This is a genomic window from Bradyrhizobium ferriligni (genome assembly GCF_056837965.1).
Window position 1 is genome coordinate 79945 of the sequence record NZ_JBXEJO010000041.1, and the last position, 10633, is coordinate 90577.

At 64.4% G+C, this 10633-nt stretch carries 10 protein-coding genes; 4 read left to right on the top strand and 6 right to left on the bottom strand.

The annotated features are described in order from the left end of the window. Positions 1-26: 26 nt before the first annotated feature. The gene (locus tag AC1VNY_RS24220; RefSeq protein ID WP_482407062.1) at positions 27-1124 is read right to left on the bottom strand and encodes a CaiB/BaiF CoA transferase family protein; all 1098 of its coding nucleotides are present in this window, start codon (positions 1122-1124) and stop codon (positions 27-29) included. Positions 1125-1135: 11 nt separating this feature from the next. Further along, positions 1136-2305, bottom strand: a complete 1170-nt coding sequence (locus tag AC1VNY_RS24225) for an acyl-CoA dehydrogenase family protein (RefSeq protein WP_482407063.1) — start codon at positions 2303-2305, stop codon at positions 1136-1138. 199 nt (positions 2306-2504) lie between these two features. On the opposite strand from AC1VNY_RS24225, the gene AC1VNY_RS24230 reads away from it, so the two are divergent. After that, complete coding sequence (locus AC1VNY_RS24230; RefSeq protein ID WP_028334965.1) at positions 2505-3428, top strand: LysR substrate-binding domain-containing protein; 924 nt, start codon at positions 2505-2507, stop codon at positions 3426-3428. A 13-nt stretch (positions 3429-3441) separates the two neighbouring features. Here AC1VNY_RS24230 and AC1VNY_RS24235 read toward each other — a convergent pair whose 3' ends face one another. Both AC1VNY_RS24235 and AC1VNY_RS24240 read right to left on the bottom strand, forming a co-directional pair. Continuing rightward, positions 3442-4035, bottom strand: coding sequence for a thiamine pyrophosphate-dependent enzyme (locus AC1VNY_RS24235; RefSeq protein WP_482407064.1), 594 nt, complete (start codon positions 4033-4035; stop codon positions 3442-3444). Next, positions 4035-4595: a thiamine pyrophosphate-binding protein gene (locus AC1VNY_RS24240; protein ID WP_092090087.1), complete on the bottom strand. Its 561-nt coding sequence runs from the start codon at positions 4593-4595 to the stop codon at positions 4035-4037. The genes AC1VNY_RS24235 and AC1VNY_RS24240 overlap by 1 nt, the downstream gene beginning before the upstream one ends. A 368-nt stretch (positions 4596-4963) precedes the next feature. Here AC1VNY_RS24240 and AC1VNY_RS24245 point away from each other — a divergent pair, with 368 nt between their 5' ends. Beyond that, on the top strand, positions 4964-6682 hold the full coding sequence (locus AC1VNY_RS24245) for an adenylate/guanylate cyclase domain-containing protein (protein WP_482407069.1): 1719 nt from the start codon (positions 4964-4966) through the stop codon (positions 6680-6682). Between the two features lie 179 nt (positions 6683-6861). Further along, entirely contained in the window at positions 6862-7815 is a 954-nt protein-coding gene (locus AC1VNY_RS24250; protein WP_482407070.1) for an ABC transporter substrate-binding protein, read from the top strand. An 83-nt stretch (positions 7816-7898) separates the two neighbouring features. Here AC1VNY_RS24250 and AC1VNY_RS24255 read toward each other — a convergent pair whose 3' ends face one another. Next, positions 7899-8702: an isocitrate lyase/PEP mutase family protein gene (locus AC1VNY_RS24255; protein ID WP_482407065.1), complete on the bottom strand. Its 804-nt coding sequence runs from the start codon at positions 8700-8702 to the stop codon at positions 7899-7901. Positions 8703-8766: 64 nt separating this feature from the next. Beyond that, positions 8767-9666 (bottom strand): alpha/beta fold hydrolase, encoded by a 900-nt coding sequence (locus tag AC1VNY_RS24260; protein ID WP_482407066.1) that lies wholly within the window; start codon positions 9664-9666, stop codon positions 8767-8769. 105 nt (positions 9667-9771) lie between these two features. Between AC1VNY_RS24260 and AC1VNY_RS24265 the strand changes: the two genes are divergently transcribed. After that, positions 9772-10281: a MarR family winged helix-turn-helix transcriptional regulator gene (locus AC1VNY_RS24265; protein ID WP_482407067.1), complete on the top strand. Its 510-nt coding sequence runs from the start codon at positions 9772-9774 to the stop codon at positions 10279-10281. Positions 10282-10633 lie beyond the last annotated feature (352 nt).

The window sequence follows — 10633 nt, forward strand, 5'->3', positions numbered from 1 at the left end:
ACGATCTGACCTGATCTCATCGCATCCTAACGTTTAATGCGCTCGCCGATCGCGGGCACCTTGCCGTAGTGCCTGTCCTCGCCGACCACGATCGCGGCCGGCGCCGGATAGCTGACCTTGCCGTTCGGCGTGTCGACCTCGACGCGGCGCAGATGCGGATGTTTCGCGAGGTCGTCCATGCTGTTGACCTCGGCAAAGGCAATGTCGGCCTCGGCAAGTTTTGCCAGCAATTCCTCGCGCGTGAGCTTGCCGAAACTGTCGCTGACGATCTGGTCGGTGACGGCGCGGTTGCGCACGCGCTCGACCATATTGGCAAAGCGCGGATCGTCGGGCAGGCCGCGCTGGCCCAGCACCTTGGCGCACAGTGTCTTCCACTCGCGCTCGCTCTGAATCGAGATCAGGATCTCCTTGCCGTCCTTCGAGCGGAACACGCCATAGGGCGCGATCGAGGGATGGGCGAGGCCGATCCGCTTCGGCGACTTGCCGTCCTCGGCATTGAGCAGCGGGACGGTGAGCCAGTCGGCCATCACGTCGAACATCGAGATCCGGATGTCGGCACCGTCTCCGGTGCGACCGCGGCCGATCAGCGCCTCGAGGATCGCGGCATGCGCGGTGGCGCCGGTTGCGACGTCGACGATCGACATGCCGACGCGCGAGGCGCCTTCCGGTCCGCCGGTGATCGAGGCAAGGCCGCTTTCGGCCTGGATCAACAGGTCATAGGCCTTGCGGTCGGCGTAGGGCCCGGTGTCGCCATAGCCGGTGATCGTGCACATGATCAGCTTCGGATAGGCCTTGCGCAGCCGCTCGCGCGAAAAGCCGAGCTTGTCCATCGAGCCCGGCTTCAGGTTCTGCAGCAGCACGTCGGCGCCGGCGATCAACTCTTCCAGCTGCGCGCGGCCTTCCTTGGTGGCGAGGTCGACCACGGCGGAATCCTTGCCGCGGTTGAGCCAGACGAAGTAGCTGCTCTGGCCCTTCGCCGCGGCGTCGTAGCCACGGGCGAAATCGCCCTCCGGCCGCTCGATCTTGATGACATGGGCGCCGGCATCGGCCAGGCGTGACGAGCAGAACGGCGCGGCGACCGCCTGTTCGACGGCGATGACGGTCAATCCCTCAAGCGGCAGCATGATCTGAGAACTCAGTAGGAGCGGGGCATGCCGAGCACGTGCTCGGCGACGAAGGACAGGATCAGGTTGGTCGAGATCGGTGCCACCTGGTAGAGGCGCGTTTCGCGGAACTTGCGCTCGACGTCGTATTCCTCGGCGAAGCCGAAGCCACCATGGGTCTGCACGCAGGCATTGGCCGCTTCCCAGGAGGCATCCGCCGCCAGCATCTTGGCCATGTTGGCCTCGGCGCCGCAGTCGAGACCGGCCTCATATTTGCGGGTGGCTTCCTTCACCATCAACTCGGCCGCGCGCATCGAGGCATAGGCCTTTGCGATCGGGAACTGGATGCCTTGATTCTGGCCGATCGGCCGGCCGAACACGCTGCGCTCCTTGGCGTAATTGGTCGCCTTGGCGATGAACCACTTGGCATCGCCGACGCACTCGGCGGCGATCAGGATGCGCTCGGCATTCATGCCGGAGAGGATGTAGCGAAAGCCCTTGCCTTCATCGCCGATCAGATTCTCCGCCGGCACCTTCATGTCGGTGAAGAACACTTCGGTGGTGGCGTGGTTCATCATGGTGCGGATCGGGCGGATCTCCAGCCCCTTGCCCTTCACCTCGCGCATGTCGACGATGAACACCGAGAGACCGTCGGTGCGCTTCTTCGACTGCTCCTTCGGCGTGGTGCGCGCCAGCAGGATCATCAGGTCGGAATATTCAGCGCGGCTGGTCCAGATCTTCTGGCCGTTGACGACGTAGTGGTCGCCCTCGCGGCGCGCGAAGGTCTTCAGCGAGGAGGTATCGGTGCCGCTGGTCGGCTCGGTGACGCCGAACGCCTGCAACCGCAATTCGCCGGTCGCGACCTTCGGCAGATACCTGGCCTTCTGCGCGTCGTTGCCGTGCCGCAGCACGGTGCCCATCGTGTACATCTGGGCGTGGCAGCCGCCGCCGTTGCAGCCGGCGCGCTGGATCTCTTCCAGGATCGCCGCCGCGGCCGACAGCTTCAGGCCGGCGCCGCCATATTCCTCGGGGATCAGGACCGAGAGATAGCCGGCCTCCGTCAGCGCATCGACGAACTCCTTCGGATAGGCCATCTGGCGATCGAGCTTGCGCCAGTATTCGCCGGGAAACTGCGCGCAGAGCTTTGCCACCGCGTCGCGGATGTCGGAATGGTCGTCGATGTTCTGATCGTGTGCGGTCATTGTTCTGTCTTGCCGAGAGGTTGCGCCGAAAGCGCGATGCGCTTTAGCTCGTTGTCTGAGCATGATCTCTTCGGAAAACCGCTTCGCACTTTTCCGGATCATGCTCGTACGGACGAAACGCCCGCTGTTGTGGGGCCCCGGTAAACTCCCTATGCTGTTTTGTTATAGCGTATGAACCTGCCTTCCAGGATTGGCAAGTATGGATTTCCGCCAGCTTAGGACCTTTGCGTGCGTCGCGGAACTCGGGAGCTTGAGCAAGGCATCCGATACCTTGCGGGTCGCGCAGCCGGCGCTGAGCCGGCAGATCAAGCTGCTGGAACACGAGCTGCGCACCGAATTGTTCACGCGCAACGGCCGCGGCATGGTGCTGACCGATGCTGGCCGGCTGCTGCTGGCGCGCACCAGCGGTATCGTGCGGCAGATCGACCAGATCCGCGACGACATCCAGTCCGCCGGCGGCGCGCCGTCCGGGCGCGTCGTGCTCGGGCTGGTGCCGACGGTGAGCTGCGTGCTGTCGGCGCGGCTGGCGCGGCGCACGGTGGAGCGCTATCCCGGCATCTCGCTCTGCATCGTCGAGAGCTACAGCGGCCATCTGATCGAGTGGCTGCATCGCGGCGAGATGGACCTTGCCGTGATCTACGGGCCGTCGGTCGATCTGCATCTGGCGGTGCAGAGCCTCGGCCGCGACAGTATCGTCGCGGTCGGCCCGCGCGGCAGCGGGCTGAAGCCGAAGAAGCAGGTCGACTTCGGCTGGCTGATGCGCCAGCGCCTGGTGCTGCCAAGTCACTCGCACGGCCTCCGTGCGCTGCTCGAACATGCCGCGGCCAAGAAGAAGATCGATCTCGACGTCAAGCTCGAGGCGGATTCGTTTCGCGTGCTGACCAGCCTGGTCGAGGAGGGGCTCGGATATACCTTGCTGCCGCCGTCCTCGGTGCGCGCCGAGGTGGCGGAGGGCCGGCTCGAGACCGCCGCCATCGCGCGGCCGGCGCCGCGGCGCGAGCTGACCCTCGCCTCGCCGGTCGAGCATCCCGGCTCCAACGCGATGACGCTGATCGCGAAGCTGTTGCGCGACGAGGTCGCCGCGCTGCGCGCCGAGGGGCTCTGGGATATCCAGCTCGCCTGAGCGCGGCCTCGCATCAGCTCACCTTGAAGCCGAGATGGCCGCGGAAGCGGTTCTTCAAATAGGTGCCGTCGCGCGGCGGCAGCGCGCGCTCGACCTCGCCGGCGGCGATGCGAATGCGCGCCAGCCGCGGGCCGCCGCCGAGATCGCGCAGGCTGTTGCGGAAGTTCTCGATGCCGGCCATGTCGGCAATCTCGGAGACATTGCCGATGCCCGCGCCATCAGCGATCACCTCGAGCCTGGCGCCGAGGCCGGAGTGACTCGGCTGCATGCCGGTCTCGCCGAAATGGCCGTTGTCGAGCACCGCGATCGAGAGGTTACCGGGCTGCTTGGTCGCGATGGTCAGCAGGCTGCCGATCCCCATCAGCTGCTCGCCGTCGCCGGTGATCACGAGCACCGGGCGCTTCGGCTGCGCCAGCGCGAGGCCGAGCCCGACCATCGCCGCGCCGCCCATCGCGCCCCACAGATAGAAATTGCCGGGATGCTCGCCGGCGTCGAACACGTCGTAGGAGGAGGAGCCGAGCCCGGAGATCACGAGCAGCTCGCCGCGGTCGGCAAGCAGTGCCTTCACGGCGGCGCGGCGATCGAGAGTGCCTGTTGATGCCGACATCAGTGCGTCTCCTTGGTCCACTTCTTGCGGCCGATCATGCGCTGCGAGATCAGCACCGCGACCTGCTGGTCGCCGTCATAGGCGAGCGAGGCGGCCGCCGAGATCACCTCCTCGGCATCGTCAGGGTTCTCCAGCCGCAGCACGGTGGTGCCCATGATTTCGAACGCCTGCGGCGTCGCCCGGCCCATCGGAATCTGCCAGGGATTGAACTCGGCCCATTCGCCGCGCATCGTCACCAGCGTCAGCAGCGGGAAACGGCAGCTCGCCATCAGCGACAGCATGTTGACGCAGTTGCCGACGCCGCTCGATTGCATCAACAGCACCGCGCGGTCGCCGCCGAGCCAGGCGCCGGCCGAAAGCGCCACGCCCTCTTCCTCGGTCGTCAGCACCGTGGTCTTGATGTCGGCATCCGCGTGCGACAGCTTGATCAGCTTGGAATGTCCCGCATCGGGGACGTAGGACACCTGCGCCACGCCGAAGCTCTTCAGCGTGCGGTAGATCGCAACCGGCCAGTCCCGGCTGGTCGCGCTGTCCTGGTGAACGGCAATCTGGTCCATCATGGCCTCGGCGGTAGCGTTTTCGAACGAACCGGGTACCGGTTCGCGAAGAAAAACGCGTCAATACAAGGGACACGCATTGGCGCGTCCTCACACCGATAGGCTTAGGGCAGGCGGGGGCTTAATTCTCTTCGCATCTGGCTCGCCCAGCTATGCCGGAATTTTATAGGACCAAGGTTTTGCAGGGCCGACGCAAGCGCAATGGCGGCCGGAGCCGACTGCGTCCTTTGGCCAGGTCGAACAACAGCCCCATTACGGCCTAAAACGGCTCATTATGCTAGAAGATGCCGGTTGGCGGCTGCGCCGGGGCTTCATTTTCAAGGCTTCATTTCGCATATCGATATATCCGTCGCATTTTCAGGGATCAGGGCATGATTGTCCGAGATCGGTTTCGCGGCCTCTTCCCAAAGTATTTTCTCGGACTGTTCCTGGCCGTCGCGCTTCCGCTCGTGGTCAACGGGTCGATCGAGGCCTGGTTCGGTTACCGCGATCAGCGCGCAAGGCTGGACCAGTTGCTTGGTGTTCAGGCGACGTCCGCGGCCGCTGAAATTCATAACTTCATCTCCGACATCGCAAGTCAGCTTGGCTGGCTGGTCCAGCTTCCCTGGACCGACGAGGCCGATGAGGATCGCCGAACCGATGCGTTGCGTCTGTTTCGTCAAGCGCCAGCGGTCGTCAGCCTGACACTCATCGACAACAATGGGTTGGAGCGTCTCTACGTCTCGCGGGTCGGCCTCAATCGAATCGAAAGTCGTACCGACCGATCTGCGGAACCTGCGCTGGTCGGCGCCCACGCGCGCCAGGTTTGGTTCAGCGATGTCAGCTACAACAGAGGCTCGGAACCGTATTTGACCATTGCGCTCGTGGGTAACCGATCCGCGGTCGGCGCAGTCATCGCCGAAGTCAATCTCAAGCTGATCTGGGATGTCGTATCGGCGATCAAGGTGGGAGAGACCGGCCTTGCCTTCGTCCTGGACCGGCCGGGCCGTCTCATTGCCCATCCCGACATCAGCCTTGTGCTCCGCGGGCTGGAAGAAACAACCTCTCAGCCGTTTCGCGCCATACGCGACGCGATCGGCCCGGGAGCGGGCTTTGCAACGGGCCGGGACGGACAGGGACGTCCGGTTGCTGCCCGCGCGGCTCCTGTGGCGGGTCCCGATTGGACCGTCGTGGTGGCGCAGCCGCTCTCCGAGGCTTACGCCCCGATCTATGCCGCGTTGCGACGGACTACGGTGCTTCTCGCAGGCAGCACCGTATTTGCAGGGCTGCTCGCCTATGCATTCGCGCACCGGATGACCGAGCCGATCAGGCTGCTGGAGGAGGGGACGGAGCGGATCGGCGCCGGATCGTTCGAGCATCGCATTGCGATCCAGACCGGGGACGAATTTCAGCGTCTGGCAAACAGCTTCAACAGGATGGCCGGCGAGCTCGCGCTGGCGCAGCAGCACCAGGAGCGGATCGCGAAGCTCAAGCGGTTTCTCGCGCCTCAGGTCGCCGATCTCGTCGATCGTGCCGGCGATGACAGCGTGCTGGATGGCCGCCGCACCGACGTCGTCGTCGTGTTCTGTGACTTGCGCGGGTTCACCGCGTTTTCCGCGGGCGTCACTCCCGAGGAAGTCATGAGCGTGCTGTCCGAATATTATGAGGTTCTGGGCAGGGTCATTGCGCGGTTCGAAGCAACGCTCATCAGCTTCTCGGGAGACGGGCTGATGGTGCTGGTGAACGCACCCGTGCCGGTCGAGGAGCCGGCGCTGAGAGCCGTCGACCTTGCGAGCGAAATGCAGAAGTGCGTGCAGGGCTTGATCGGCGGCTGGCGGTCGCGGGGCTACCAGGTTGGCTTTGGAATAGGGCTTGCCAGTGGATCGGCGACGGTTGGACGGATCGGCTACGATGACCGGCTCGATTACACGGCCATCGGCAGTGTCGTGAATCTCGCCGCCCGCCTGTGCGCATCTGCCGCAGATCGGGAAATCCTGATGGACGCAGGGATTGCCGCAAGCGTGAGAGGCAAGCGCTCGCTGGAGGATATCGGGAGTCGGCAAATCAAGGGCTTCGATGACGCCATTCCGGTGTTCGGAATATCGTTTTGATGTGCGTCGGCCGATGCCGCGAGGAGCGGTTCGGTGCAGTCCATTGGCGACTGGTTTCGGATCGTGGGATATACTTCCGCCGACGGCGAATGCCAGCGGATCGATACAGCATGAGTTGCGCTGACTCTGGTGCAGCAACATCGCACGGACGCGCCGGCCGGCGTGAGGTCTTGTTGTTGATGGCCGCCGCCGCGGCTTGGACCACATCCTCGCACGCGCAGAAGCCGTCGATGCCTGTGATCGGCTATCTTTGTCCGGAATCGCCGGAGTTGTTTGGCAGCCGGCTGAAGGCTTTCCACCAGGGACTTCGTGAAGCCGGTTTTGTCGAGGGCCGCGATGTCGCGATCGAGTATCGATGGGCCAATGGGCAATATGCCCAGCTACCTGCGCTGGCCGGCGAATTGATCGCGCGCAACGTCGATGTGGTGGTGGCGCCCGGCGGCGCGCCCGTCGCGCTTGCCGCCAAGGCCGCCGGCGTCACCAAGACAATCGTCTTCGAGATGGGCGGCGACCCCGTTCAGCTGGGTGTGGTGGACAGCCTGTCGCGGCCGGGAGGCAACATCACGGGAGTCTCGAGCCTGAGCGTCGACGTGTCGCCGAAGCGGCTCGAGTTGATGCACGAACTCCTGCCGGCGGCGACAACGTTGGGGGTCGTGACCAACCCGACAAGTCCAACCGCCAGCTCGCAACTGCAGAGGCTTCAGGCCGCTGCCGAAACGTTGGGGGTCCATCTGCAGATATTGCGGGCAAGCAAGGAGGACGAGTTCGAATCCGTATTCGCTTCGGTCGCGAGAGAGTCGGCAAACGCGCTCGTTTTCACCTCCGATCCCTATTTTGCGTTTCGCAGCCGGCGATTGGCCGATCTCGCCCTGAAGTATCGTGTGCCCGCAATCACGCAGACCCGGGATTTCCCGACAGCCGGAGGCTTGATGAGCTATGGCGGAGATTTCGTGCAGTCGCATCGCCGCGCGGGCGTCTACGCCGGCCGGGTTCTGAAGGGTGAGAAGCCTGTCGATCTTCCGGTCCAGCTGGTCACCAAGGTCGAGTTCGTGATCAACCTGAAGACCGCCAAACTGCTCGGCCACGAGTTCTCTGCTTCAGTCGTCAGCGGCGCAGACGAAGTGATCGAGTGACTAATTCGTTCATGAACCCGGTAGTCCGGCCGGCACGGACTGAATGGTCCGGCCGGACGGTGGCATCGCGTGCGCTCACGGGCTCAACCGTTGGGCTGTAGAAACGCGCCGTATTGCTTGCTGGCGGCGACCGCGGCTGCCGCCTGTCCAATGACGCGCATTGCCGCCATCATCGGCCACGGCCCGAGGCTCACCCTGCGAACACCGGCACGGGCGAGTTCCGGGATTTCGGGCACGCCTTGCGTCACCATGATATTGACGGGCAGCGGCGTCAGCTGGACGAACCTCTCGATCAGCGCAAGGTCGGTGAGCCCCGGCACAAAAATTCCATCGGCGCCGGCATCGGCATAGACCTTCGCACGCCTTGCCGCCTCATTCAGGCATTGCTCGGGCGAGCCGAACTTCAGCAGAAACGGGTCGGTTCGCGCATTGATGAAGAGGTGAACGCCGCGTTGTTGCGCGGCGTCCCGCACCGCCGTGATCTTCGCGGCATGCTGCTCGGGAGCGACGAGCTGCCGTTTTCCGCCGACAAGCCCGTCCTCGATGTTGATGCCGATCGCGCCGGCCTTCAGGATCCTCGCCGCCGAATGCGCGGCGGCATCCGGAGTGTCGCCATATCCCGCCTCGAGATCGATTGACACCGGAACCGGTACCGACGCGGTCATCCGCGAGACCAGGCCTTCCACCATCTCAAGCGGGGCATTTTCGCCGTCGGCGTAGCCGAGTGCGGCCGCGACCGCGCCGCTGCTGGTCGCCACCGCCGGTGAGGCCTTCGCGATCGCCTTGGCCGTGGCGACGTCCCAGGCGTTGAACAGGATGAGCGGATCGCCCGTTCTGTGCAGAGCGTGAAAGGCTTCGGCATATTGCTGCTGTGTCGTGGCGTCCATTGCGCGCACTCCTTCTCAGGGAAATTGAACGATATTGACGGATGCGGCCGCTACCTGCGGGAGTTCAGTCGGCCGCGTGCGTGGTGAACCAGTCCATGATCAGACCGGTGACCTCGGGCTCACGCTCGAGATGCGGGAAGTGCCCGACATCGGGCAGGACCACGCGCCGATGTGGTCCCTTGAAGAGCGGCTCTTCCTTGGTCGAGTACCGCACCGTCGGATCGTTGCCGCCATAGATCGTCAGCGTCGGCGTATGCATGTCGTTGATCGGCAACCGGCCCGCAACGCCCGCATCGACCAGGCCGTTATAGTATTTCAGCGCCGCCTTCATGGTGCCGGGAGAAGAGAGCGTCTCCTTGACCGAGCGGAGATGCTCGTCGTTCTGCAGGGTCGGCGACCACAACTTCCAAAGGTAGTCGACGAAGGGAAGTCCCTCGATGTTGACCGCCGAGTGAGCGCCAGGCACCGTAAAGAAATAGACATGGAAGACCGATCGAACGGCATCGGGATCGCTCCTGAGGCTTGGGATTGTGATCGGGTGCGCGGTGTTCATGACCACCGCGGCCTTGATCGCCGATGGCGCCGTGGCCAGCGCCTGAAAGGTCGAGGTACCGCCCCAATCCATGCCGACGACGTAGGCGCGTCCGTCGTCGCTCAGCGCCGCGATCAGCGCTTCGAGATCCTGGCCCAGCGCGATCGGATCGAAAATGCCGTCGGCGGGAATCTCGGTCGGCGCGTAGCCGCGCAGGAACGGCGCGACCGCGCGATATCCGGCATCCGCGAACACCTGCAGCTGCTTTCGGTACGACCATGCATTGTCGGGAAAGCCATGCATGAACATGACAAGCGGCCCGCTGCCCTGTTCGAGATAGGCAAACCGCACGCCGTTGGCCTGCACGTGTTTCAGGGCGGGTTCGCTGCCGGATGCGTCAGGCGTTGCCAGTGCGGCGCTTCGGATCGTCATCGCTGCTCTCCATTCTTGTCGTCGTTGCTCTCCGGTCAAATATGTGCGTAGCACACATATCTGGTCAAGTTGTTTTTTGTGCGCAGCGCACATATTATTCGGCGCATGGAAAACGGAATCGCCAATCTGCTGGGCGCGCTGTCGCTCGCCGTCATGGATCGGATCGAGCAAGGCGCGCGCGAGGTGGTCGGCCGCGGCGGCGAAACGCCCGCGGCGCTGATCGTCATCGGCTATGGCCAGGGCATGACCAACGACAAGCTGAGGCGAATCCTCGGCCTGTCGCACTCCGGAACGGTCCGCTTGGTGGATCGCTTGGTTTCGGATCGGCTTGTCGAGCGCCGTTCGGGCAAGGACGGCCGCGAGGTCGCCTTGCACCTGACGGCGTCAGGCGCCGCGTCCCGGAACGAATTGTTGGCGTCGCGGATTTCGGCCGTGACGTCGCTGCTGGACGTGCTGTCGTCGACGGAGAGGAAGCAGCTTGCGACGCTGATCCGCGAGCTGCTGGCAAGGCAGGACACCTCCGAGATGGATCGTTTCACGATCTGCCGGATGTGCGACGACCGGGTCTGCACCAACTGCCCGTTGCCGACCAGCAAGGGCCAGCACGCGCGCTAGCGCGCGAAAATCCTGGTTGAATCGGCCGAACCGCAGACTCGCTTGGCTTCTCCCGCTTGCGGGCAGGGCTATCGCATATGCCTCTTGGTGACCGCGCAAATGCTTGGCCTCGTGGTTCGAGACGCCGCAAGCGGCGCTCCTCACCATGAGGGTCTACTATTGTGCCGCAAAACAAGACCTCATCCTGAGGAGCCCGCCGAAGGCGGGCGTCTCGAAGGATGCCCACGAGGGCACCGCCACGAAATGCGATAGCGGGAGGCCGACGCGCGCGGCAGCGCTCTTGCGCGCCCGAGCGCGGCGGGTGGGGGCTCTCTCCACGGTGGGATTCGCGGCGATATCCCCACCCCAGCCC

What these genes read in the sequence shown, in the direction of transcription:
- AC1VNY_RS24240 (WP_092090087.1), bottom strand. Translation starts at nt 4,595, where the DNA reads ATGATGGACCAGATTGCCGTTCACCAGGACAGCGCGACCAGCCGGGAC.
- AC1VNY_RS24250 (WP_482407070.1), top strand. Translation starts at nt 6,862, where the DNA reads ATGGCCGCCGCCGCGGCTTGGACCACATCCTCGCACGCGCAGAAGCCG.
- AC1VNY_RS24230 (WP_028334965.1), top strand. Translation starts at nt 2,505, where the DNA reads ATGGATTTCCGCCAGCTTAGGACCTTTGCGTGCGTCGCGGAACTCGGG.
- AC1VNY_RS24255 (WP_482407065.1), bottom strand. Translation starts at nt 8,702, where the DNA reads ATGGACGCCACGACACAGCAGCAATATGCCGAAGCCTTTCACGCTCTG.
- AC1VNY_RS24245 (WP_482407069.1), top strand. Translation starts at nt 4,964, where the DNA reads ATGATTGTCCGAGATCGGTTTCGCGGCCTCTTCCCAAAGTATTTTCTC.
- AC1VNY_RS24265 (WP_482407067.1), top strand. Translation starts at nt 9,772, where the DNA reads ATGGAAAACGGAATCGCCAATCTGCTGGGCGCGCTGTCGCTCGCCGTC.
- AC1VNY_RS24220 (WP_482407062.1), bottom strand. Translation starts at nt 1,124, where the DNA reads ATGCTGCCGCTTGAGGGATTGACCGTCATCGCCGTCGAACAGGCGGTC.
- AC1VNY_RS24225 (WP_482407063.1), bottom strand. Translation starts at nt 2,305, where the DNA reads ATGACCGCACACGATCAGAACATCGACGACCATTCCGACATCCGCGAC.
- AC1VNY_RS24235 (WP_482407064.1), bottom strand. Translation starts at nt 4,035, where the DNA reads ATGTCGGCATCAACAGGCACTCTCGATCGCCGCGCCGCCGTGAAGGCA.
- AC1VNY_RS24260 (WP_482407066.1), bottom strand. Translation starts at nt 9,666, where the DNA reads ATGACGATCCGAAGCGCCGCACTGGCAACGCCTGACGCATCCGGCAGC.